Origin of the sequence: Bacillus sp. B28, assembly GCF_029536185.1 — a bacterium.
Lineage (GTDB): Bacteria > Bacillota > Bacilli > Bacillales > Bacillaceae > Bacillus > Bacillus halotolerans.
Genome location: NZ_CP120511.1, coordinates 2,313,447 through 2,336,454, shown reverse-complemented (window position 1 = coordinate 2,336,454; position 23,008 = coordinate 2,313,447). Strand labels below are relative to the sequence as shown.

Annotated in this window: 25 protein-coding genes; 24 read left to right on the top strand and 1 reads right to left on the bottom strand. The window is 43.9% G+C overall.

Going from position 1 to position 23,008, the window contains the following annotated elements; all coding sequences use genetic code 11:
• The first annotated feature begins 5 nt into the window (after positions 1-5).
• The 24 genes from menG to ypjB all read left to right on the top strand — a co-directional run bounded on the left by menG (position 6) and on the right by ypjB (position 22,090).
• The gene (gene menG / locus P3L57_RS11375; protein WP_024121869.1) at positions 6-707 is read left to right on the top strand and encodes a demethylmenaquinone methyltransferase; all 702 of its coding nucleotides are present in this window, start codon (positions 6-8) and stop codon (positions 705-707) included.
• Between the two features lie 25 nt (positions 708-732).
• Positions 733-1,695: a heptaprenyl diphosphate synthase component II gene (gene hepT / locus P3L57_RS11370; RefSeq protein ID WP_024121868.1), complete on the top strand. Its 963-nt coding sequence runs from the start codon at positions 733-735 to the stop codon at positions 1,693-1,695.
• 115 nt (positions 1,696-1,810) lie between these two features.
• Positions 1,811-2,260 (top strand): nucleoside-diphosphate kinase, encoded by a 450-nt coding sequence (gene ndk, locus P3L57_RS11365; protein ID WP_081638330.1) that lies wholly within the window; start codon positions 1,811-1,813, stop codon positions 2,258-2,260.
• Between the two features lie 232 nt (positions 2,261-2,492).
• Entirely contained in the window at positions 2,493-3,263 is a 771-nt protein-coding gene (gene cheR, locus P3L57_RS11360; protein ID WP_059293691.1) for a protein-glutamate O-methyltransferase CheR, read from the top strand.
• Positions 3,264-3,337: 74 nt separating this feature from the next.
• The gene (gene aroC / locus P3L57_RS11355; protein WP_024121865.1) at positions 3,338-4,510 is read left to right on the top strand and encodes a chorismate synthase; all 1,173 of its coding nucleotides are present in this window, start codon (positions 3,338-3,340) and stop codon (positions 4,508-4,510) included.
• Positions 4,510-5,598: a 3-dehydroquinate synthase gene (gene aroB / locus P3L57_RS11350; protein ID WP_069487304.1), complete on the top strand. Its 1,089-nt coding sequence runs from the start codon at positions 4,510-4,512 to the stop codon at positions 5,596-5,598. The genes aroC and aroB overlap by 1 nt, the downstream gene beginning before the upstream one ends.
• Positions 5,595-5,978 carry a chorismate mutase gene (gene aroH / locus P3L57_RS11345; RefSeq protein ID WP_069487305.1) on the top strand — a complete coding sequence of 128 codons (384 nt, stop codon included), beginning with the start codon at positions 5,595-5,597 and terminating at the stop codon, positions 5,976-5,978. Before aroB ends, aroH begins: the two co-directional genes overlap by 4 nt.
• Before the next feature lie 217 nt (positions 5,979-6,195).
• Positions 6,196-7,743 carry an anthranilate synthase component I gene (trpE, locus tag P3L57_RS11340; RefSeq protein ID WP_069487306.1) on the top strand — a complete coding sequence of 516 codons (1,548 nt, stop codon included), beginning with the start codon at positions 6,196-6,198 and terminating at the stop codon, positions 7,741-7,743.
• Entirely contained in the window at positions 7,715-8,731 is a 1,017-nt protein-coding gene (gene trpD, locus P3L57_RS11335) for an anthranilate phosphoribosyltransferase (RefSeq protein ID WP_069487307.1), read from the top strand. Before trpE ends, trpD begins: the two co-directional genes overlap by 29 nt.
• Entirely contained in the window at positions 8,724-9,476 is a 753-nt protein-coding gene (gene trpC / locus P3L57_RS11330) for an indole-3-glycerol phosphate synthase TrpC (RefSeq protein ID WP_069487308.1), read from the top strand. Before trpD ends, trpC begins: the two co-directional genes overlap by 8 nt.
• 4 nt (positions 9,477-9,480) lie before the next feature.
• Positions 9,481-10,134: a phosphoribosylanthranilate isomerase gene (locus P3L57_RS11325; protein WP_069487309.1), complete on the top strand. Its 654-nt coding sequence runs from the start codon at positions 9,481-9,483 to the stop codon at positions 10,132-10,134.
• The gene (trpB, locus tag P3L57_RS11320) at positions 10,115-11,317 is read left to right on the top strand and encodes a tryptophan synthase subunit beta (protein ID WP_069487310.1); all 1,203 of its coding nucleotides are present in this window, start codon (positions 10,115-10,117) and stop codon (positions 11,315-11,317) included. The genes P3L57_RS11325 and trpB overlap by 20 nt, the downstream gene beginning before the upstream one ends.
• The gene (trpA, locus tag P3L57_RS11315; RefSeq protein ID WP_069487311.1) at positions 11,310-12,113 is read left to right on the top strand and encodes a tryptophan synthase subunit alpha; all 804 of its coding nucleotides are present in this window, start codon (positions 11,310-11,312) and stop codon (positions 12,111-12,113) included. The genes trpB and trpA overlap by 8 nt, the downstream gene beginning before the upstream one ends.
• Positions 12,114-12,124: 11 nt before the next feature.
• Complete coding sequence (gene hisC / locus P3L57_RS11310) at positions 12,125-13,207, top strand: histidinol-phosphate transaminase (protein ID WP_059293698.1); 1,083 nt, start codon at positions 12,125-12,127, stop codon at positions 13,205-13,207.
• A gap of 48 nt (positions 13,208-13,255) precedes the next feature.
• Positions 13,256-14,371 carry a prephenate dehydrogenase gene (locus P3L57_RS11305; RefSeq protein WP_059293699.1) on the top strand — a complete coding sequence of 372 codons (1,116 nt, stop codon included), beginning with the start codon at positions 13,256-13,258 and terminating at the stop codon, positions 14,369-14,371.
• A 10-nt stretch (positions 14,372-14,381) separates the two neighbouring features.
• Positions 14,382-15,668, top strand: coding sequence for a 3-phosphoshikimate 1-carboxyvinyltransferase (gene aroA / locus P3L57_RS11300; protein WP_069487312.1), 1,287 nt, complete (start codon positions 14,382-14,384; stop codon positions 15,666-15,668).
• A 348-nt stretch (positions 15,669-16,016) separates the two neighbouring features.
• Complete coding sequence (locus tag P3L57_RS11295; protein ID WP_059336621.1) at positions 16,017-17,288, top strand: tetratricopeptide repeat protein; 1,272 nt, start codon at positions 16,017-16,019, stop codon at positions 17,286-17,288.
• A gap of 69 nt (positions 17,289-17,357) precedes the next feature.
• Positions 17,358-17,897, top strand: coding sequence for a ReoY family proteolytic degradation factor (locus P3L57_RS11290; RefSeq protein ID WP_003225551.1), 540 nt, complete (start codon positions 17,358-17,360; stop codon positions 17,895-17,897).
• A 58-nt stretch (positions 17,898-17,955) separates the two neighbouring features.
• Complete coding sequence (locus tag P3L57_RS11285; protein ID WP_059293702.1) at positions 17,956-18,402, top strand: YpiF family protein; 447 nt, start codon at positions 17,956-17,958, stop codon at positions 18,400-18,402.
• 141 nt (positions 18,403-18,543) lie between these two features.
• A complete protein-coding gene (locus tag P3L57_RS11280) occupies positions 18,544-19,047 on the top strand; it encodes a Rieske (2Fe-2S) protein (RefSeq protein WP_010334725.1) in 504 nt (167 codons plus the stop codon).
• 1 nt (position 19,048) lies between these two features.
• Positions 19,049-19,723, top strand: a complete 675-nt coding sequence (gene qcrB / locus P3L57_RS11275; RefSeq protein WP_003225560.1) for a menaquinol-cytochrome c reductase cytochrome b subunit — start codon at positions 19,049-19,051, stop codon at positions 19,721-19,723.
• 32 nt (positions 19,724-19,755) lie between these two features.
• Entirely contained in the window at positions 19,756-20,523 is a 768-nt protein-coding gene (locus P3L57_RS11270; protein WP_010334724.1) for a menaquinol-cytochrome c reductase cytochrome b/c subunit, read from the top strand.
• A gap of 110 nt (positions 20,524-20,633) precedes the next feature.
• On the top strand, positions 20,634-21,227 hold the full coding sequence (lhaT, locus tag P3L57_RS11265; RefSeq protein ID WP_069487313.1) for a lipoprotein heptaprenylglyceryl N-acetyltransferase LhaT: 594 nt from the start codon (positions 20,634-20,636) through the stop codon (positions 21,225-21,227).
• Positions 21,228-21,295: 68 nt separating this feature from the next.
• Entirely contained in the window at positions 21,296-22,090 is a 795-nt protein-coding gene (gene ypjB, locus P3L57_RS11260; protein WP_069487314.1) for a sporulation protein YpjB, read from the top strand.
• Positions 22,091-22,133: 43 nt separating this feature from the next.
• Here the strand turns inward: ypjB and P3L57_RS11255 are convergent, their stop codons facing one another.
• The gene (locus P3L57_RS11255; protein ID WP_044155146.1) at positions 22,134-23,006 is read right to left on the bottom strand and encodes a YitT family protein; all 873 of its coding nucleotides are present in this window, start codon (positions 23,004-23,006) and stop codon (positions 22,134-22,136) included.
• Between the last annotated feature and the right edge of the window lie 2 nt (positions 23,007-23,008).

Below are 23,008 nucleotides of genomic sequence, written 5' to 3'. Positions count from 1 at the left end.
CCATTATGCAGGACTCAAAAGAACAGCGCGTACACGGAGTATTTGAAAAAATATATAAAAACTACGACCAAATGAACTCTGTCATCAGTTTTCAGCAGCACAAAAAATGGCGTGATAAAACGATGCGCATCATGGGTGTAAAAGAAGGCGCCAAAGCTCTTGATGTTTGCTGCGGAACAGCTGACTGGACGATTGCTCTTGCAAAAGCAGCCGGTAAAACCGGTGAAATAAAGGGTTTGGATTTCAGCGAAAACATGCTGAGCGTCGGCAAACAGAAAGTAAAAGACGGCGGTTTCAGTCAAATCGAACTGCTGCACGGAAATGCAATGGAGCTCCCTTTTGATGATAATACATTTGATTTTGTAACAATTGGCTTCGGTCTGCGTAATGTGCCGGATTATTTGACCGTACTGAAAGAAATGAGACGTGTGGTGAAGCCTGGCGGACAAGTAGTATGCCTGGAAACCTCACAGCCTGAAATGTTTGGATTTAGACAGGCTTATTTTATGTACTTTAAGTATATTATGCCGTTTTTCGGGAAGCTGTTTGCGAAAAGCTATAAAGAATACTCGTGGCTCCAAGAGTCAGCCAGAGAATTTCCTGGTATGAAGGAACTGGCAGGCCTGTTTGAAGAGGCGGGTCTGAAAAATGTCAAATATCATTCGTTTACTGGCGGAGTCGCAGCCACGCATATCGGATGGAAATGAAAACACAGATGTTTGGGTGAATGATATGAAATTTAAAATGGCCTACTCTTTTTTAAATGACGATATTGATGTAATTGAAAGGGAGCTTGAACAAACTGTACGCTCCGATTATCCGCTTTTGAGCGAGGCGGGTCTTCATCTATTGCAGGCAGGAGGCAAACGGATTCGGCCTGTCTTCGTTCTGCTTTCCGGCATGTTTGGCGATTACGATATCAATAAGATTAAATATGTCGCTGTCACTCTGGAAATGATTCATATGGCATCATTGGTTCATGATGATGTCATTGATGATGCGGAGCTTCGCCGGGGAAAGCCGACGATCAAAGCCAAATGGGATAACCGAATTGCGATGTATACAGGCGATTATATGCTTGCCGGATCTCTTGAAATGATGACGAGAATTAATGAACCGAAAGCGCATCGGATTTTGTCACAGACCATTGTTGAAGTGTGTCTTGGAGAGATTGAACAAATCAAAGACAAATACAACATGGAACAGAATCTCAGAACGTACCTGCGGCGCATAAAGAGAAAAACGGCGCTTCTTATCGCTGTCAGCTGCCAGCTGGGGGCTATTGCGTCCGGAGCTGAAGAAAAGATTCATAAGGCGCTCTACTGGTTTGGATATTATGTCGGCATGTCTTATCAAATCATTGATGATATTCTTGATTTTACTTCAACTGAAGAAGAACTGGGGAAACCGGTTGGAGGCGATTTGCTTCAAGGAAATGTTACATTGCCTGTCCTATATGCATTAAAAAATCCAGCTTTAAAGAATCAGCTTAAATTAATTAACAGCGAGACGACACAAGAACAGCTTGCGCCCATTATTGAAGAAATCAAAAAGACAGATGCAATTGAAGCATCGATGGCAGTGAGCGAGATGTATCTGCAAAAAGCTTTCCAAAAACTTAACACGCTTCCGAGAGGGCGTGCGCGTTCTTCTCTTGCAGCCATCGCAAAATATATCGGCAAAAGAAAATTTTAATTTTTTGTAGATATTAAGAAATTTCTCCGCCCCGGATTGATTAATTATCTGAAAGATGTTACGATTTCGGTGTGCAATGTGAAAGCCTATACATACATATGATGGGGTGGAGAATGTGATGGAAAAGACTTTTATCATGGTGAAACCGGACGGTGTCCAACGGCAGCTGATCGGGGAAATTTTATCTAGATTCGAACGTAAGGGCTTACAATTGGCTGGCGCAAAGCTGATGAGAGTAACTGAACAAATGGCTGAGAAACACTATGCCGAACATCAAGGGAAGCCTTTCTTTGGAGAACTTGTTGAGTTTATTACTTCCGGACCAGTTTTTGCGATGGTGTGGGAAGGCGAAAATGTCGTTGAAGTGACCAGGCAGCTGATTGGAAAAACAAACCCTAAAGAAGCATTGCCAGGCACCATTCGCGGGGATTTCGGCATGTTTGTCGGAAAAAATATTATCCACGGCTCTGATTCTCTGGAAAGTGCTGAGCGTGAGATTAATATTTTCTTTAAGGATGAAGAGTTAGTATCATATCAACAACTCATGACAGGCTGGATCTATTAATCATTGCTGAAAAAGCCGAGAGAAGAGCCGGCATCTGCACTCCGTCGGTTCCGGCTTTTTTGTAAAGGTTTACATTGACTTGAATATATGGTTAAACGGCAGGGGATCCACCCCTGCCTTTACCAATCATCTGAAATCAGCTGAAAAGCTGATTTTTTTATTTGAAACAATACAATTTCCTGATAAAACAAGCTATACTAGGACAAAAGACAGCGAGACTGGGAGAGAAGAGATGGATACATACAGCGTATTTACAACCAAATGGAAGCAATTAACCGGAGTTGATTTAACTTTATACAAAGAAGCGCAAATGAAGAGAAGGCTGACATCTCTTTATGAGAAAAAAGGTTTTCAAAGTTTTAAGGATTTTGCAGTCGCATTAGAAAAGGATCAGGCGCTTTTAAATGAAACATTGGACAGAATGACGATTAATGTTTCAGAATTTTATCGAAATTATAAAAGATGGGAAGTTCTTGAAACAGCTATTTTGCCTTTAATCAAACATTCAAAGCCTTTAAAAATATGGAGCGCGGCATGCTCTACAGGGGAGGAGCCTTATACGCTCGCAATGATTTTAGATCAGCAGAAAGGGCTCCCAGGCTATCAGATTTTGGCGACTGATATAGATGATAAGGCATTGGAAAAAGCCAAAAAAGGCGTGTATCAGGAGCGGTCTTTGCAAGAAGTGCCGTCTTCTGTGAAGGATCGTTATTTTACTCAAAACGCTGATAAGAGCTATGAAGTGAAACATGACATAAAGAAGAACATTAGGTTTCAAAAACATAATCTGCTTGCGGATCGCTACGAGCAAGACTTTGATTTGATCGTGTGCCGCAATGTTTTTATTTATTTTACAGAAAACGCAAAGGAAGAGTTGTACTTAAAAATGGCGCATAGCCTAAAAAAGAATGGGGTTCTCTTTGTCGGCAGCACAGAGCAGATCTTCAATCCGGAGAAATTCGGCCTTTCTCCCGCGGATACATTCTTTTATCAAAAAAGATAGACTGACTTTTTGCCGAAAAATATGTTATAGTAGTTTTACTTAAAAGCGTTAATGCGATGAAGGGAGAAGAAGTCATGAGATATTTAACAGCCGGTGAATCACACGGCCCCCAATTGACAACCATTATTGAAGGTGTGCCTGCGGGGCTTTACATAACTGAGGAAGATATCAACTTTGAGCTTGGCAGACGCCAGAAAGGCCATGGCCGCGGGCGCCGCATGCAGATCGAAAAGGACCAGGCGAAAATTATGAGCGGGGTGCGCCATGCCCGCACTCTCGGTTCACCAATCGCTCTTGTCGTAGAAAATAACGATTGGAAACACTGGACTAAAATTATGGGTGCGGCTCCGATTACTGAAGAAGAAGAAAAGGAAATGAAACGCCAAATTTCCAGACCAAGACCGGGACACGCAGATTTAAACGGTGCGATTAAATATAACCACCGCGATATGAGAAATGTGCTTGAGCGCTCTTCAGCACGTGAAACGACCGTAAGAGTGGCGGCAGGCGCTGTCGCTAAAAAGATCCTTTCTGAGCTTGGCATTAAGGTAGCGGGCCACGTATTACAGATCGGGGCAGTTAAGGCGGAAAAAACGGATTATACTTCAATTGATGACTTAAAGCGTGTGACTGAAGAGTCTCCGGTCAGATGCTACGATGAAGAAGCAGGCAAAAAAATGATGGATGCCATTGACGAAGCGAAGGCAAACGGAGATTCCATCGGCGGAATTGTGGAAGTGATTGTTGAAGGAATGCCGGTGGGCGTGGGCAGCTACGTTCATTATGACCGTAAACTGGACAGCAAGCTTGCTGCGGCAGTACTGTCTATTAATGCATTTAAAGGTGTGGAATTCGGCATCGGCTTTGAAGCGGCCGGAAGAAACGGAAGCGAGGTTCATGACGAAATCATTTGGGACGAAGAAAAAGGATATACGCGTGCTACGAACAGACTTGGCGGATTGGAAGGCGGCATGACGACAGGAATGCCAATCGTTGTCCGCGGAGTCATGAAGCCGATTCCGACATTATATAAACCGCTGAAAAGTGTGGATATTGAAACGAAAGAACCGTTTTCAGCCAGTATTGAACGTTCAGACAGCTGCGCAGTGCCAGCGGCAAGTGTAGTGGCGGAAGCTGCTGTTGCATGGGAAATTGCGAACGCTGTTGTTGAACAATTCGGCTTAGACCAAATTGACCGCATTAGAGAAAACGTGGAGAATATGAGAAAACTGTCGAGGGAATTTTAATGAGAACACTGCATGTTCAAACCGCTTCCTCTTCGTATCCTGTATTTATCGGACAAGGAATCAGAAAAAAGGCTTGTGAACTATTAACCTCGCTAAACAGGCCATTAACACGCATTATGCTTGTTACCGATGTAGAAGTGGATCGCCTGTACGGTGATGAAATGCTTCACCTGCTGGAAGAAAAATGGCCTGTGAAAAAAGTGACGGTGCCGAGCGGAGAGCAGGCGAAATCAATGGATATGTACACGAAACTGCAGAGTGAAGCGATTCGATTTCATATGGATCGCTCCTCATGCATCATCGCTTTTGGAGGCGGTGTTGTAGGAGATCTTGCTGGATTTGTGGCTGCCACTTTTATGCGCGGCATTGATTTCATTCAAATGCCTACAACGCTTTTGGCGCATGACAGCGCGGTCGGAGGAAAAGTAGCGGTGAATCATCCGCTTGGAAAAAATCTGATCGGCGCATTTTATCAGCCCAAAGCCGTGCTTTACGATACGGACTTTCTCCGTTCCCTACCGGAAAAAGAGCTTCGGTCCGGGATGGCAGAAGTGATTAAGCATGCTTTTATTTATGACAGAGAATTCCTGAAAGACCTGCTGGGCATTCACTCACTGAACGATATCACCAGCGAGCAGCTGAATGACATGATTTTTAAAGGTATTTCGATTAAAGCGTCTGTCGTTCATCAGGATGAAAAGGAAGAAGGAATCAGAGCCTATCTTAACTTTGGGCATACACTCGGCCACGCAGTTGAGGCGGAGTATGGCTACGGACAGATCACCCACGGTGATGCGGTAGCACTCGGTATGCAGTTTGCTTTATATATAAGTGAACAGGAAGCCGGCTGTAAAATGGACAGAAATCGATTAGTCAGCTGGCTTAAGAACCTGGGCTATCCAAGCCGCATTAAAAAAGAAACGGCAACTTCCGTACTTTTAGACCGTATGATGAATGATAAAAAAACCCGCGGCGGTATGATTCAATTCATCGTTCTCAAAGAATTAGGAAAAGTCGCCGACCATACGTTTTCAAGAGATGAACTTGAGAGCTGGCTGAACAAATGGCGAATGGAGGAGACATCATGATGATTCGTGGAATTCGCGGAGCAACTACAGTCGAAAAGGACACTGAAGAAGAAATTTTGCAAAAAACCAAACAGCTGTTAGAAAAAATGATAGAAGAAAACAAAACAAAGCCGGAAGATGTTGTTCAAATGCTTCTATCGGCGACGCCTGACCTGCACTCTGTTTTCCCGGCAAAAGCTGTCCGCGAGCTTTCTGGCTGGCAGTATGTGCCGGTGACATGTATGCAGGAAATGGATGTTGCAGGCGGGCTGAAAAAATGTATAAGGGTCATGATGACTGTTCAGACTGATGTTCCTCAGAATCAAATCAGACATGTCTATTTAGAAAAAGCGGTTGTATTAAGACCCGATTTATCATTGACAAAAAATAATGAATTGTAATACGATTAGAACAGCTTAGAAATACACAAGAGTGTGTATAAAGCTTAGTGAATGAGTTGAGTTAGAGAATAGGGTAGCAGAGAATGAGTGTAGTTGAGCTGAGACATGTATGTTTATTCTACCCAAAAGAAGCCTTTCTTTTGGGTTTATTTTGTTATATCTTGATTTTCCCTCTCATGCCTTCTTCTCATTCTCCTTGCCAAAAGGAGTGAGAGCAATGAATTTCCAATCAAACATTTCTGCATTTTTAGAGGACAGTATGTCCTACCGCACCATACCGATTGTGGAGACATTCACAGTTGACACACTGACACCTATCCAAATGATCGAGCAGCTGGACAGGAAGATCACTTACCTTCTTGAAAGCAAGGATGACACATCAAATTGGTCCAGATATTCGTTCATCGGCCTTCAGCCATTTCTCACGATCAAAGAACAGCAAAATGATTTTACTACTCAAGATGAGAATGACCGATCCCTTTACACTGGAAAAGAATTAAAAGAGGTTCTGGATTGGATGAATGCAACATACAAAATCAAAACACCAGAGCTTGCCATTCCCTTTGTAGGCGGAGCTGTCGGGTATTTAAGCTATGATATGATCCCGATGATTGAACCTTCTGTTCCTCGCCACAGGAAGGAAACGGAATTTGAAAAGTGTATGCTGTTTGTTTGCAGCACATTAATTGCTTATGATCATGAAACAAAAAACGTCCACTTTATTCAGTATGCTAGATTGAATGGACAAGAAACTGAAGCTGAAAAAATTGCTGTGTTCAATAAAAATCACCGAGAGCTCCAAGGCCTCATTGAAAAGATGATGGATCAAAAAAACATAAAAGAACTATTTCTTTCATCTGAGTCATATAAGACACCAGGTTTCGATACAGTATCTTCAAACTACGAAAAATCAGCGTTTATGGCAGATGTAGAAAAGATCAAAGAATATATAAAAGCAGGCGACATCTTTCAAGGTGTCCTGTCACAAAAATTTGAGATTCCGATAACAGCAGATTCCTTTGAATTGTACAGAGTGCTGCGAATCGTCAATCCTTCGCCGTATATGTATTATATAAAACTCCCGGACAGAGAGATTGTCGGCAGCTCTCCGGAACGGTTAATCCACGTTCAAGACGGGCATTTGGAAATCCATCCGATTGCCGGAACAAGAAAAAGAGGCGCAGACAAAGAGGAAGATGAAAAACTCAAAATTGAGCTGATGAAAGATGAAAAAGAAAAAGCGGAGCATTATATGCTCGTTGATCTAGCTCGAAACGATATCGGCAGAGTGGCAGAGTATGGATCGGTTGCTGTGCCGGAGTTCACAAAGATCGTCTCATTTTCACATGTTATGCACATCATTTCAGTCGTCACAGGGAGGTTGAAAGAGGGAGTTCACCCTGTCGATGCGCTAATGTCGGCTTTTCCTGCGGGAACTTTAACCGGGGCCCCAAAAATCCGCGCCATGCAGCTTTTAAATGAATTGGAGCCGACACCGAGAGAGACATACGGCGGCTGCATCGCCTACATCGGATTTGACGGGAATATCGACTCCTGTATTACGATCCGGACCATGAGCGTAAAAAACGGTGTTGCATCGATACAGGCTGGAGCAGGTATTGTTGCTGATTCTGTGCCGGAAGCCGAATATGAAGAAAGCTGCAACAAAGCGGGCGCACTGCTGAAAACCATTCATATTGCTGAAGACATGTTTCGTAGCAAGGGGGATGAAGCTGATGAACCAATTTCTGCAAACATGCGTTGACGGAAAGACACTTACTGCCGTTGAAGCGGAAGCGCTTATGAATATGATGATGACAGCAGAAATGACTCCTTCTGAAATGGGCGGTATATTGTCAATCCTGGCTCATCGGGGCGAAACTGCAGAAGAGCTGGCGGGCTTTGTGAAGGCCATGCGGACACATGCCCTTACGGTAGACGGACTTCATGATGTGGTTGACACATGCGGTACAGGCGGTGACGGCATCTCTACCTTTAATATTTCAACGGCATCGGCAATCGTTGCTTCAGCAGCAGGAGCTAAAATTGCAAAGCACGGCAATCGCTCCGTATCTTCTAAAAGCGGAAGCGCAGATGTTCTAGAAGAGCTTGGGATACCAATCCAAACCACACCTGAAGAAGTCAAAATCAGCATTGAAACAAATAATATGGGATTTCTCTTTGCACCGCTTTATCATTCGTCCATGAAACATGTAGCGGGCACAAGAAAAGAGCTCGGATTTAGAACGATTTTTAATCTGCTCGGACCGCTCAGCAATCCTTTGCAGGCGAAGCGTCAGGTGATCGGTGTCTATTCTGCTGAAAAAGCGGGATTGATGGCAAGCGCACTGGAAATGTTCCAGCCGAAGCATGTACTATTCGCAGCAAGCCGTGACGGTTTAGATGAGCTTTCGGTTACATCACCGACCGATGTGATTGAAATAAAGGATGGAGAGCGCCGGGAATATACTGTTTCACCCGAAGACTTCGGCTTCAAAAATGGCAGACTTGAAGATATACAGGTGCAGTCACCGACAGAAAGCGCTCATCTGATTCAGAATATTTTTGAAAATAAAAGCAGCCGATCAGCTTTATATATTACAGCCTTTAATGCCGGCGCTGCGATATACACGGCGGGTATTGCCGAAACACTGAAAGAAGGAACGGAGCTTGCGTTAGAAACGATTGCAAGCGGAGGTGCCGCAGCGCAGCTCAATAGACTGAAACAGAAAGAGGGAGAGATCTATGCTTGAAAACATAATCAATCAAAAAAAAGAAGAAGTCAAAACTCTCATCCTGCCAGAAGAGCAGCCTTTTGAAAAACGGTCTTTTAAAGAGGCGCTGGATAACCCGAACCGTTTTATCGGATTGATTGCCGAAGTCAAAAAAGCGTCGCCGTCAAAAGGACTCATTAAAGAAGATTTTGTTCCGGAGCGGATTGCAAAAGACTATGAAGCTGCGCAGGCAGACGCGCTTTCTGTTTTAACTGACTTTCCGTTTTTCCAAGGGAAAAACAGTTATTTATCAGACGTAAAGCGTGCTGTTTCGATTCCGGTGCTGAGAAAAGATTTTATTATTGATTCGATTCAAGTGGAGGAATCAAAGAGAATCGGAGCAGATGCCATATTGTTAATCGGAGAGGTGCTTGATCCCGTACAGCTTCACGAGTTGTATCTCGAAGCAGGGGAAAAGGAAATGGACGTGTTAGTGGAGGTTCATGATCAAACGACGCTTGAACAAATAGTGAAGGTATTCACCCCTGATATTCTCGGTATTAATAATCGAAACTTAAAAACGTTTGAAACTTCGCTCGAACAGACGAAACAGATTGCATCCCTAGTTCCGAAAGAATGCTTGCTTGTCAGTGAAAGCGGCATTGGTTCTTTAGAACATTTAACATTTGTCAAAGAACATGGAGCACGAGCTGTTCTCATCGGAGAGTCATTGATGAGACAGCATTCACAGCAAAAAGCAATCCATGCTTTGTATGGGGAGTGAGGATGTGAAAAAACCGGCATTAAAGTATTGCGGTATACGGTCTCTGCAGGATCTGCAACTTGCAGCGGATTCACAGGCAGATTATCTGGGTTTTATTTTTGCTGACAGTAAACGAAAAGTATCTCCGGCAGATGTGAAAAAGTGGCTGAGCCAAGTTCGCACCGAAAAACAGATTACAGGCGTTTTTGTGAATGAATCGCTGGGAACGATTTCCCGTATAGCAGGCGATTTGCAGCTTGACGTCATCCAGCTTCATGGTGATGAGACGCCAAAGGATGCTGAAGCCCTCCGTCTGCTGACAAATTGTGAAATATGGAAGGCGCTCCATCATAACAGCACAGCAATTCAGGACTTGGACCGCTTTAACGATTCTGTAGACGGTTTTGTGATTGACTCATCTGTAAAAGGGGCAAGAGGCGGGACTGGAGTGGCTTTTGCTTGGGATTGTGTGCCTGAATATCAGCAGAAAGCTGAACAAACGGGGAAACGGTGTTTCATCGCAGGCGGTGTGAATCCCGACACAATCGCAGACTTATTAAAATGGAGACCGGGCGGAGTCGATCTTGCTAGCGGAATAGAAAAAAACGGACAAAAAGATGACAAACTGATTAGGCTCTTAGAAGAAAGGATGAACCGATATGTATCCATATCCGAATGAAATAGGCAGATACGGCGATTTTGGCGGGAAATTTGTTCCGGAAACTCTTATGCAGCCGTTAGAAGAAATTGAAACAGCATTTAAGGAAATAAAGGATGATCCTGTTTTTAGGGGAGAATATCATAAGCTGTTAGCTGAATATTCCGGCAGGCCGACCGCATTAACATATGCCGATCGAGTCACAGAACATTTAGGCGGCGCCAAAATTTATTTGAAAAGAGAAGATTTAAACCATACAGGTTCTCATAAAATCAACAATGCTTTAGGTCAGGCATTGCTTGCAAAAAAAATGGGCAAAACGAAAATCATTGCAGAAACAGGTGCCGGACAGCATGGAGTAGCCGCCGCCACAGTTGCTGCCAAGTTTGGTTTTTCCTGCATTGTATTTATGGGTGAAGAGGATGTCGCCCGCCAGTCTCTGAACGTATTCCGAATGAAGCTTCTTGGAGCAAAGGTTGTGCCGGTCACAAGCGGAAACGGGACACTGAAGGATGCGACAAATGAGGCTATCCGTTATTGGGTTCAGCATTGTGAGGATCATTTTTATATGATTGGATCGGTTGTCGGACCGCACCCTTACCCGCAAATTGTCCGGGAATTTCAAAAAATGATCGGAGAGGAAGCGAAGGATCAGCTGAAAGACAATGAGGGAACACTGCCGGATAAAGTCGTTGCCTGCGTAGGCGGCGGAAGTAATGCGATAGGCATGTTTCAGGCATTTTTAGACGAAGATGTTGAACTGATCGGTGCTGAAGCGGCAGGAAAAGGAATTGATACCCCGCTTCATGCCGCTACCATTACGAAAGGAACTGTCGGTGTGATTCACGGTTCGCTCACTTACCTCATTCAAGACGAGTACGGTCAAATTATTGAGCCTTATTCAATTTCAGCAGGACTTGACTATCCGGGAATTGGTCCGGAGCACGCCTATTTGCATAAAAGCGGCCGTGTCACATACGATAGCATAACTGATGAAGAAGCAGTAAACGCGTTAAAACTATTGTCAGAAAAAGAAGGGATTTTACCAGCGATCGAATCTGCTCATGCATTAGCGAAGGCATTTAAAACCGCAAAAGAGATGGGGCGGGATCAAACTATCCTCGTCTGTTTATCAGGAAGAGGAGACAAGGATGTCAACACATTAATGAACGAATTGGAAGATGAGGTGAAAGCGCATGTTTAAAGTAGACCTGCAGCAGTCGGGAAAGTTGTTTATCCCGTTTATTACAGCGGGTGATCCGTTGCCGGAAGTATCAATCGAACTGGCTAAGTCTCTCCAAAAAGCGGGTGCCACGGCACTTGAGATTGGTGTAGCATACTCTGATCCGCTGGCAGACGGTCCGGTGATTCAGCGGGCTTCAAAACGGGCGCTTGAGAACGGGATGAATATTGTAAAAGCGATTGAATTAGGCGGAGAAATGAAAAAAAATGGCGTCAATATTCCCATTATCCTCTTTACGTATTATAATCCTGTGTTACAATTGAACAAAGAATACTTTTTCGCTTTACTGCGGGAAAATCATATAGACGGCCTGCTTGTTCCGGATCTGCCTTTAGAAGAGAGCGCCAGCCTTCAAGCGGAATGCAAAACCCATGAGGTAACGTATATTTCTTTAGTTGCACCGACAAGCGAAAGCCGTTTGAAAACGATTATTGAACAAGCCGAGGGCTTCGTCTACTGTGTATCTTCGTTAGGTGTGACCGGTGTCCGAAATGAGTTCAATTCATCAGCTTATCCATTTATCCGGACAGTGAAGAACCTCAGCGCTGTGCCGGTTGCTGTTGGGTTTGGTATTTCCAGCCGCGAGCAGGTGGTCAAGATGAATGAAATCTGTGACGGTGTCGTAGTGGGAAGTGCGCTCGTCAAAAAGATAGAAGAATTAAAGGATCGGCTCATCAGCACTGAGACGAGAGATCGTGCAGTGCAGGAGTTTGAAGATTACGCGAAGACGTTTGGCGGTTTGTACAGTTTAAAATGAGGTGACTGGATTTGCGTATCAAAGAACATTTAAAACAACTGAAGCCTTATCAGCCGGGTAAACCGATTGAAGCAGTAAAAGCAGAATATGGCTTGGATAAAGTCGTGAAGCTTGCATCAAACGAAAATCCGTACGGCTGTTCGGAAGCTGCAAAAGAGGCGCTTCATCATGAAATTCAACAGCTTGCGCTTTATCCCGATGGATATAGCGCAGCTTTGCGGACAAGGCTCAGTGAGCACCTCAATGTGAGCGAAACATCACTTATTTTCGGTAATGGTTCAGATGAAATCATCCAAATTATATGCCGGGCTTTTTTAAACGACAAAACAAACACGATTGCAGCAGCACCGACTTTTCCGCAATATAAGCATAATGCGGTGATTGAAGGCGCTGAAGTTCGTGAAATTGCCCTTCGTTCTGACGGCTCTCATGATTTAGACGCGATGCTTGAAGCGATTGACGAACAGACTCAAGTCGTTTGGATTTGCAGCCCGAACAACCCGACTGGAACTTATACATCTGAAGGAGAATTGACTTCATTTCTGGAACGTGTTCCTTCTCGTGTCCTCGTTGTTCTTGATGAAGCATATTATGAATATGTAACAGCTGAGGATTACCCGGAAAGCATACCGCTTTTGAATACGTATTCCAATCTGATGATATTGCGCACGTTTTCAAAGGCATACGGTCTGGCGGCGCTTAGAGTCGGATACGGTATTGCTGACGAAAAATTGATCCGCCAGATAGAGCCGGCAAGAGAGCCGTTTAACACCAGCCGTCTTGGCCAGGCTGCAGCAATTGCAGCCCTTGACGACCAAGAATTTATCGCTTCTTGTATTGAGAAAAATCAAGCAGGCCTTCAGCAGTATTATGATTTTGCGGAAACACACGGATTAAAGTGCTACCCTTCACAGACAAACTTTGTTTTAATAGACTTTAACCGCCCGTCTGATGAGTTGTTTCAGGCATTGCTGCAAAAAGGTTATATTGTCCGATCAGGAAATGCATTAGGGTTCCCGACTTCACTCCGGATTACGATCGGAACGAAAGAGCAAAACGAGGAAATTCTCGCAACTTTAGCTGAAATTTTATAAGAGGTGGTCAAGAATCACCTCTTTAGTCTATGAACCAGGTGATGACGAATGAATCAAATCAAAGATACAATATTGCTCGCCGGTCTCGGATTGATAGGCGGTTCTATTGCGTTAGCCATCAAAAAAAAACATCCGGAAAAACGCATTATTGGGGTCGATATCTCAGATGAGCAGGTAGTGGCTGCCTTAAAATTAGGTGTGATAGACGAGAGTGCTGAATCGTTTATTGACGGCGCGAAAAAAGCTGCAACCGTTATTATTGCAACACCTGTTGCGCAAACGCTGCTTATGCTTGAAGAGCTGGCCCATTCAGAAATTAAGCATCCGCTTTTGATTACTGACGTAGGAAGCACAAAGCAAAAAGTGGTTCATTACGCCGATCAAGTGCTGCCTGCCGGCTACCAATTTGTCGGAGGGCATCCGATGGCGGGCTCGCATAAATCAGGAGTTGCCGCTGCAAAGGAATTTCTGTTTGAAAATGCGTTTTATATTTTAACCCCGGGCCGTAAAACGGACAGACAAGCGGTCAATCAGTTAAAACATTTGCTGCAAGGGACGAATGCCCAATTTGTAGAAATGTCGCCTGAAGAGCATGATGGAGTAACAAGCGTGATCAGTCATTTTCCGCATATTGTTGCAGCCAGTCTTGTGCATCAGACCCATCACTCGGAAGAGCTTTATCCGCTTGTGAAGCGGTTTGCTGCCGGCGGTTTTCGGGATATTACCCGGATTGCATCAAGCAGTCCTGCAATGTGGCGTGATATTCTGTTACATAATAAAGATAAGATTTTAGATCGTTTTGATGAGTGGACTCGTGAGATTGAAACGATCCGGACATATGTAGAGCATGGAGATGCGGAAAAACTATTCAATTATTTTAAAACGGCAAAGGACTACCGTGATGGACTGCCTCTCCGCCAGAAGGGCGCAATACCGGCATTTTATGATTTATACGTAGACGTGCCAGATCATCCTGGGGTGATTTCCGAGATAACGGCTATACTTGCTGCGGAACGCATCAGTATAACGAATATCCGCATTATTGAAACGAGAGAAGATATTAACGGGATTTTAAGGATCAGTTTTCAATCCGATGATGACCGTAAACGGGCCGAACAGTGCATAGAAGCCCGCGCGGAATACGAAACTTTTTATGCTGATTGAGGTGGAAACAATGAAAAGAGAAAAGGTGCAGGCGTTAAACGGCGAAATACATGTTCCCGGTGATAAATCTATTTCTCACCGCTCTGTTATGTTTGGCGCGCTTGCGAAAGGCACAACAACTGTTAAAAATTTTCTGCCGGGAGCAGACTGTCTGAGCACCATCGATTGCTTTAGTAAGATGGGTGTTCAAATTGAGCGAAACGGCAGTGATGTAGTCATTCACGGGAAAGGGATGGATTCCCTGCGAGAACCAGAAAGTCTGTTAGACGTCGGTAATTCAGGCACAACGATTCGTCTGATGCTCGGAATCCTTGCGGGCCGCCCTTTTTACAGCGCGGTAGCTGGGGATGAAAGCATTGCGAAACGCCCAATGAAGCGTGTAACAGAGCCTCTGAAACAAATGGGCGCTAAAATTGACGGCAGAGCCGGCGGAGAATTTACACCGCTGTCAGTAAGCGGCGGTACATTAAAAGGCATTGACTATGTATCACCTGTGGCCAGCGCTCAAATTAAATCGGCTGTTCTGCTTGCCGGGTTGCAGGCTGAGGGAACTACAACTGTCACCGAGCCTCATAAATCCAGAGATCATACTGAACGGATGCTGTCTGCTTTCGGAGTGAAACTGGCAGAGGACAAGACAAGTGTCTCCATAAAAGGCGGCCAGCAGCTTACGGCTGCAGATATTTTTGTTCCCGGAGATATTTCTTCAGCCGCGTTTTTCCTTGCAGCTGGCGCAATGATTCCAAACAGCAGAATTGTACTGAAAAACGTGGGGTTAAATCCGACTCGGACAGGTGTCATCGATGTGCTTCAAAACATGGGGGCAAAGCTGGAAATCAAACCATCTGTTGACGAAAGCGCAGAGCCTTATGGAGATTTGATCATTGAAACGTCAACTCTTAAAGCGGTTGAAATTGGCGGAGATATGATTCCGCGTTTGATTGATGAGATTCCTATTATTGCGCTACTTGCGACTCAGGCGGAAGGAACAACAGTCATTAAGGATGCCGCAGAGCTTAAAGTGAAAGAAACGAACCGTATCGATACAGTTGTTTCAGAGCTTCGAAAGCTCGGTGCTGAGATTGAACCGACTGAAGACGGAATGAAGGTATACGGCAAACAAACTCTCAAAGGCGGCGCGAAAGTATCAAGTCATGGAGATCATCGGATCGGGATGATGCTAGGCATAGCTTCCTGTTTAACAGAGGAGCCGATTGAGATCGGACAGACAGACGCCATTCATGTGTCATATCCAAACTTTTTTGATCATTTAAATAAGCTTTCAAACAAATCCTGAAGTTTATGCTTCAGGATTTGTTGTGTGAGCGTTTATCAGTCATAAACTGAAGGAAAAAAACATAGCCTGTCTTATAGAGGAATATAAAAACACAAAAGAGGGAGGGGGGCTTTACTTACAAGTCGGCAGGTCAAGGGCTGCTTTACTGTAATAGAGGGCTATCTTCCTTTTTTTATTTGCTATCGCAGGATCTTTTGATAAACTAATAAGACTCAGAAATTCCTTGACGTACAGTGTAAGCATCTTATTTGCCGAGGGCTATCCTCTGAATTATGATAGGATTAACCCGAACAAATAAGACTTTTATGTATGATTGATGTTGTTAGGAAAAGAAAGGATCGGTCCGATTTGAATACATTAATTCAAGAAGCCATAAAATTAGTTGAAGCAGGAGAAACAGAAAAGGGACTCAACACCCTCTCGAAGGCCGAAAAACAGCTTCATGATGAAGATAAAGCCATCGCAGCACAGCTTTATTACGAGTGGGGAAATGTAGAGAAAGCGATCTCACTGATTAGTGATTTGCATGATTTATATCCGAATGAAACAGAACTGACGAATTTTTATGCTGAACTTTTAATAGATATTGACGAAGAAGAAAAAGCATTGGCTGTGCTGGAAACGATCCCGGAATCAGACCCATCATATCCGGAAAGCCTGCTGCTCATGGCTGATCTTTATCAGATGCAGGGGCTGTTCGAAGTAAGTGAGCAAAAGCTTTTACAGGCAAAGTCTATTCTTGAAAATGAACCAATCATTGATTTTGCGTTAGGCGAGCTATACTTTACTCAAGGAGCCTATGCAAAAGCTGTTCAATATTTTAAAAGAACGGCTGGGGAGCAGAGTGAGATCGGAGGCGTTAATGTCCACCAAAGATTGGCGGAATCGCTAAGTGCATCAGGAGATTTTGAGGAGGCCATTCCATGGTATGAAAAAGCTGTAGATGAGAATCCTGACCCTAATACAATTTTCGGCTATGGATTTACAGCCTCGCAGGCGGGACTGATCAAAACGGCTATTAAACAGCTGTCCGATTTAAAGGAGCTTGATCCATCCTATTCATCACTTTATATGCCGCTTTCAAAAAGCTATGAGGCTGAAGGGATGTATGAAGAGGCATTAAAAACGGCAAAAGAGGGTATCAGGTATGATGAATATAACAAAGAGCTTTTCCTCTATGCCGCAAAGATGGCGTTAAAAATCGGGAAGTCAGAAGAAGGGAAAAAACTTCTTCAGGAAGCGCTTGCTCTTGATCCTGGCTTCGTCGAAGCACTCCATACTTTACTTGCTGTGTATCATAAGGAAGAGGATTATGAGCAAATTATTGATCTGATTCAAGAGGTGCGGGGCTACGGGGAAGAAGATCCGAAATACAATTGGTATCTGGCCAGCGCTTACACCGAATTAGAGCAGTACGAAGAAGCAAAACAATCCTTTGAAGCTGCTTTTCTTCACTATCGTGAGGACAGAGATTTCTTATACGAATACGCAACCTTTTTATTAGAAGAAGGCCTCCAACAAGAAGCGCTGCCGCTATTGAAAAAGGTACTCGAAATAGATGGAGCCAATGAAGAGCTGGAAGAAATAATCTTGCGGATCGAGGATGAATTTTCGAGATAAGCAGGAATTTTAACCGCTTATGTGGAACATATAAGTATAGATTATACGAACGATAGAGGAGGGAATTACATGCAGACCCCTGTTTCTGTCAATGAGAAAAAGGATTTTATCCGTTGGTTTTTAAACCATTATCAGCTAAAGCGCAGAGAGTGCGTATGGATCTTGAACTACTTAATGAGCCACGATTCTTTAATGGAAAAGGTTCATTTTGTAGAGCAGGCAGAATTTTGCCCGAGAGGCATTATAATGTCAACACATTGTGTTGAAGAAGTTCCGTTTCGGTTTTATAAAGAGAATGTCATGACAACCGACGCGGAAAAATCTTTTCATGATATTAGATTAAATAAACAGCAGGATTTGTTTATCCAGCTTAATTTCCGTTCAGCCTACAGTTCTCCTGAGTATGCGGCGGTGCTGGAGTCCAACCCTCACATTCCGAAAGATCTGTTTGAAAACAAAAAAGATCAGGGGCTGGCTGAACAAATCCTGGAGCACGCCATTTCTACATTCCAAAGAGAAAAATTATTAAAAGACATTGACGATGCGCTCGATCGTCACGATAAAGAAGCATTTGAACAATTATCGCGCCAATTGAATCAGCTCACATAACATGACCAGCCTTGCAGTGTAATGCAAGGCTCGTTGTCGTAAAAAGGGGAGAACGATGATGAGGTGGAAAATGCCTGATGCCAAGGACTATTTACAATCTAAAGATTACATTGATACCGCTGTCATACCATTAATTAACATACAAATGGGGAGCCAATTAAAAATAGCAGCAGAAAGAGGCGAATTTACGCAGCTTCTAGCTGATGAATTGGAAAGGCAGTTAAAAGGTCGGGTATATTTATTGCCTGCTTATACATATGTTGATAGAAATGAAAATACCGTTCAAGGGCTGAAAGATTTACAGGAGGAGGTCAAATCAGATTTTCAGCATGTTGTACTGCTGACAGCTGATGATCATTGGAGTAGCGAAGAGTCATTGGGGAAGATGATTGTTGCGCCTTCTGTTCCGTTAGAGCACTTAAATGACTCCATAAAAAGAAAAATATTAGATGAACGCACAGCTGAAATTTTGAACGTTTTGTTACAGTTATGGAACGCTTCGTAAAAACACTTACATTTCCTTATAAACAATATTTTGGCTATATTGACCTTGCTGAGAGATTCATATATTATGAGGGTGTCTAGAGTTATGAAATATTTTCTATTTTAGTCAGTTTGCAGGGTTGACCTTGAGGGGGGAGAAGAGATGGGCGGAAGACATGATATATCGAGACGTCAATTTTTAAATTATACGCTTACAGGCGTAGGGGGGTTTATGGCGGCTAGTATGCTCATGCCTATGGTTCGCTTTGCACTCGACCCGGTATTAAAATCGACAGGAAAGCAGGACATGGTTCAGGTTGTCAGCGTAGATGAGCTGACAAAAGAGCCGCAGCGCTTTGATTTCAAAATTAATCAAGTCGATGCCTGGTATGAGTCGGAAGAATCGAGATCAGCTTGGGTTTTCAAAAATGGGGATGAGATTGTAGCACTTTCACCAATTTGTAAGCATTTGGGGTGTACGGTGAACTGGAACAGCGATCCTAAAAATCCGAATAAATTTTTCTGTCCTTGCCACTACGGACTCTATGAAAAAGACGGCACCAATGTCCCGGGCACGCCGCCGCTTGCGCCTCTTGATCATTACGAGCAAGAAGTTAAAGACGGCTTCCTGTATCTTGGAAAAGCAAAGCCTAAGGGGGAAGGGTGACATGCTGAACAAAATTTATGACTGGGTAGATGAACGGCTTGATATTACACCGATGTGGAGGGATATTGCCGATCACGAAGTGCCGGAACATGTGAATCCCGCCCATCATTTCTCTGCGTTTGTGTACTGCTTTGGGGGACTGACGTTTTTTGTAACCGTTATCCAAGTGTTGTCTGGGATGTTTTTAACGATGTACTATGTACCTGATATTAAAAATGCCTGGGAATCGGTATATTATTTGCAAAATGAAGTTGCATTCGGCCAGATTGTCAGGGGAATGCACCATTGGGGCGCCAGCTTGGTCATTGTGATGATGTTTTTACATACGCTGAGGGTCTTTTTCCAAGGGGCGTATAAAAAGCCGCGGGAACTGAACTGGATAGTCGGTGTGTTAATCTTTTTTGTCATGCTTGGGCTTGGGTTTACAGGCTACTTGCTTCCTTGGGATATGAAGGCTCTGTTTGCCACAAAAGTCGGGCTGCAGATCGCTGAAGCCACTCCTTTGATCGGGACACAAGTCAAAACACTCCTGGCAGGGCATCCGGATATTGTAGGCGCCCAAACGCTGACTAGGTTTTTTGCGATCCATGTATTCTTTCTTCCTGCCGCCTTGTTTGGATTGATGGCCGCACACTTTATTATGATCCGTAAGCAGGGGATTTCAGGACCGCTTTAAACTTGATCTGCGAATAAAAGGGAGGGGATGACATGCACCGGGGCAAAGGGATGAAATTTGTAGGAGACTCAAGGATACCGGCTGAGAAAAAGCCGAATATACCGAAGGATTATTCAGAGTATCCCGGTAAAACAGAAGCCTTCTGGCCGAATTTCTTATTGAAGGAATGGATGGTCGGAGCTGTCTTTCTGATCGGTTTTCTTGTTTTGACGATTGTACACCAGCCGCCTTTGGAGCGGATGGCGGACCCGACGGATACAGGTTATATTCCGCTGCCGGACTGGTATTTTCTTTTCTTATATCAGCTTTTGAAATATGAATACGCCGCTGGGAGCTTTACGGTGGTCGGCGCTATGATTATGCCGGGGATCGCCTTTGGCGCTCTGCTTTTGGCGCCATTTCTCGACAGAGGAACGGAAAGAAGGCCTTGGAAGCGTCCCGTGGCTGTCGGGATGATGCTCTTGGCTATTTCCGCGGCTGTATTTTTGACCTGGCAGTCCGTAGCTACTCACGACTGGGCAAAGGCGGAGGAGCAGGGGAAAATCACAAAAGAAGCGGATATCGATACCAGTGCCGAAGGATATAAAATTTTTCAGGAGCAGGGCTGTATTTCATGTCACGGGGATAATCTTCAAGGCGGAGCGGCCGGGCCTTCATTGGTAGACACCGGACTGAAGCCGGAAGAAATCAAAAAGATCGCTGTTGAAGGAAAAGGCCAAATGCCGGCAGGCGTGTTCAAAGGAAATGATAAGCAGCTTGAAGAACTTGCGAAATTCATTTCCGAAACAACGGCAAAATAACGTATTGTGAATTGCGAAACGGAAGGATATACTTTTATTATCAAAAGCTGACCAGGCGTCAGCTTTTTTATATGGACACATTATTTTTACAGACTGAGAGTTGATTTGATGTGAAATGGTTTCAATATGTATTAGGACAGCGAACGATGCTTATTCTTGTCTTAGTGATCAATTTTCTGGGAACGGTTTACGGATACTATTGGTACTTGCCTCAGCTTTTGGAGACGCCGGCCCGTTTCCTCATATTTGTCCCGGACAGCCCGACAGCAACGTTTTTCTTTTTGTTTGTGCTGCTGGCCTTTCTCATGAAGCGGAATGCTCCGCTTTTTGAAGCGCTTGCGTTAGTGACGCTCGTGAAATATGGCTTGTGGGCGGTCGGAATGAATCTTCTCGTATTAGCTGTAACGGGTGATTTGCCATGGGAAGGCTATATGCTGATTGCCTCGCATTTTGCAATGGCTGTCCAGGGGGTGCTGTACAGCCCGTATTTTCGATTTTCATTATGGCATCTTGTTATCGCTGCGGTCTGGACGCTTCATAATGATGTCATTGATTACCTGTTTGGAATGATGCCGCAATACTCCATGCTTTCTGAATATATGACTGACATAGGATACGGAACGTTTTGGCTGAGCATCTTTTCAATCGGACTTGCCTTCTATCTCGTCATTTCGAAAAAGCAAACAAAGCTTCAACTGACGTAAAGACAATCTTGGTCTATCCTTGTCCCTTCCTTCATATCCTGTAAGGAGAGAGAGTGGGAGGGACCTGCATGAAACGAAAGCTGACGATCTGTTTGTTGATTGCTCTTATTTTTTATAATGGGAACGCCATGGCTGAAGAGCGGGGAAGCCTCAAGGAATTGAATGATTTATCCGATACGGTTTTTCAAATGACCCGCCAGTCAAAATATGAAGAGGCGCTGCAAGTCTTATCTTATTTTGAAAAAACATTAAAATCCGCTGAAAAACAGAAGCAAGACAGCATGTTAACTGGAGCCCAAATTCGCCAGATTACTTTGGGCTATAACGATATGGTACGGAGTTTAAAACAGTCTGATGCATCAGACAAACAAAAGCTCAGAGCAGCTGCGCAGTTCAGAATGCTGATGGATGCTGTTGACAATCAGTCTGATCCCCTTTGGGGGTCACTGGAGAAGCCGATTATGGAGGTCTTTGCCGCACTCAAGCAGGATGTCCAAAAAAATGAAAGTACGAGCTTTCATGAAAAGTGGAACGAATTTATCAGCTTGTATGATTTGATTTATCCAAGTCTTACAATCGATATATCAGAAGATCAGCTTGCTACAGTCGGAAAACATATTGAAGTGATTGAGCAAGAGGGGTTTCAGCAAATGACTGAGAGTACGAAGCTTGAACGGCTTTCTCTACTCCAGAACGATCTGAAGAGTGTATTTGACAGGGTGGAAGAGGATGATTCAGATCCGTCTTTGTTATGGGTGATGATCACTACAGGCGGTATCATCATTACTGCACTTACTTATGTCGGTTACAGAAAATACAGAGCGGAGAAAAAGAAACTAAAAAAGCGGGATTATCCAAAATGAGTAAGAGGGGCGGCGGCAGCCGCCTTTTGTCATTCAAGAAACATTAGCGCGGGAGCGGATTTTTATTTTCATCGAGTGTAAATCCTTCTCCAAGCACATCGTGGACATCGCTGACCGCGACAAAGGCATGAGGGTCAATGGAGTTAATCACACTTTTCAGCATGACCAGTTCGTTTTTGGGCACTACACAATACAGCACGTCTAGATCCTCTTTCGTGTAGGATCCCTGTCCTTTCAAAATGGTAACGCCCCGTTCCATTTCCTCAAGAATTTTCTTCTGAATCTGGTCGTTTTTCGCAGAGATGATTGTTGCACCTTTAGCTGCGTATCCGCCTTCCTGAATAAAATCAATCAGTCTTGCCGCCACAAAAACGGCAACCAATGTGTACATGGCTTCTTTGTAAGAGAGATAGGTAAGCAATGATAAAATGATCACGCAAGCATCGAAAGCAAACATCGTTCGGCCCATTGGTATCCCAAAATACTTATTGACCAAACGGGCAATGATATCAACCCCGCCCGTCGTACCGCCGAACTTAAAAATAATGCCTAAGCCGGCTCCAATGAATACGCCGGCAAATAAAGCGGCAAGCGCAAGATCATGCTGAAGGGGCATATGTATTTCATATCGCTGAAAAATGCTGAGGAATAAAGACAGTGCTACAGTACCGACTAGGGTGTATACAAACATCGTCTTGCCCAGCAAACGCCAGCCGATAAAAAAGATCGGGATATTCAAAACCAGGTTTGAAATAGAAGGACTAATATGGAAAAGGGCATAAAGCAATAACGTAATTCCCGTGAATCCACCCTCTGCCAGATTGTTTTGCATATTGAAATGAACCAGGCCAAATGAAAAAATTGCTGCACCGATTAAAATAAAAAATATGTTTTTTAATCTAATTTCTCCAAGCATCA

Excerpts from the sequence above, each read along its gene's own strand:
- trpA (WP_069487311.1), top strand. The coding sequence starts at position 11,310 with ATGTTTAAAGTAGACCTGCAGCAGTCGGGAAAGTTGTTTATCCCGTTT.
- aroH (WP_069487305.1), top strand. The coding sequence starts at position 5,595 with ATGATGATTCGTGGAATTCGCGGAGCAACTACAGTCGAAAAGGACACT.
- aroA (WP_069487312.1), top strand. The coding sequence starts at position 14,382 with ATGAAAAGAGAAAAGGTGCAGGCGTTAAACGGCGAAATACATGTTCCC.
- trpE (WP_069487306.1), top strand. The coding sequence starts at position 6,196 with ATGAATTTCCAATCAAACATTTCTGCATTTTTAGAGGACAGTATGTCC.
- aroC (WP_024121865.1), top strand. The coding sequence starts at position 3,338 with ATGAGATATTTAACAGCCGGTGAATCACACGGCCCCCAATTGACAACC.
- menG (WP_024121869.1), top strand. The coding sequence starts at position 6 with ATGCAGGACTCAAAAGAACAGCGCGTACACGGAGTATTTGAAAAAATA.
- aroB (WP_069487304.1), top strand. The coding sequence starts at position 4,510 with ATGAGAACACTGCATGTTCAAACCGCTTCCTCTTCGTATCCTGTATTT.
- trpD (WP_069487307.1), top strand. The coding sequence starts at position 7,715 with ATGAACCAATTTCTGCAAACATGCGTTGACGGAAAGACACTTACTGCC.
- ypjB (WP_069487314.1), top strand. The coding sequence starts at position 21,296 with ATGAAACGAAAGCTGACGATCTGTTTGTTGATTGCTCTTATTTTTTAT.
- P3L57_RS11270 (WP_010334724.1), top strand. The coding sequence starts at position 19,756 with ATGCACCGGGGCAAAGGGATGAAATTTGTAGGAGACTCAAGGATACCG.
- hepT (WP_024121868.1), top strand. The coding sequence starts at position 733 with ATGAAATTTAAAATGGCCTACTCTTTTTTAAATGACGATATTGATGTA.
- P3L57_RS11305 (WP_059293699.1), top strand. The coding sequence starts at position 13,256 with ATGAATCAAATCAAAGATACAATATTGCTCGCCGGTCTCGGATTGATA.
- P3L57_RS11280 (WP_010334725.1), top strand. The coding sequence starts at position 18,544 with ATGGGCGGAAGACATGATATATCGAGACGTCAATTTTTAAATTATACG.
- trpC (WP_069487308.1), top strand. The coding sequence starts at position 8,724 with ATGCTTGAAAACATAATCAATCAAAAAAAAGAAGAAGTCAAAACTCTC.
- P3L57_RS11290 (WP_003225551.1), top strand. The coding sequence starts at position 17,358 with ATGCAGACCCCTGTTTCTGTCAATGAGAAAAAGGATTTTATCCGTTGG.
- cheR (WP_059293691.1), top strand. The coding sequence starts at position 2,493 with ATGGATACATACAGCGTATTTACAACCAAATGGAAGCAATTAACCGGA.
- P3L57_RS11255 (WP_044155146.1), bottom strand. The coding sequence starts at position 23,006 with ATGCTTGGAGAAATTAGATTAAAAAACATATTTTTTATTTTAATCGGT.
- trpB (WP_069487310.1), top strand. The coding sequence starts at position 10,115 with ATGTATCCATATCCGAATGAAATAGGCAGATACGGCGATTTTGGCGGG.
- P3L57_RS11285 (WP_059293702.1), top strand. The coding sequence starts at position 17,956 with ATGAGGTGGAAAATGCCTGATGCCAAGGACTATTTACAATCTAAAGAT.
- qcrB (WP_003225560.1), top strand. The coding sequence starts at position 19,049 with ATGCTGAACAAAATTTATGACTGGGTAGATGAACGGCTTGATATTACA.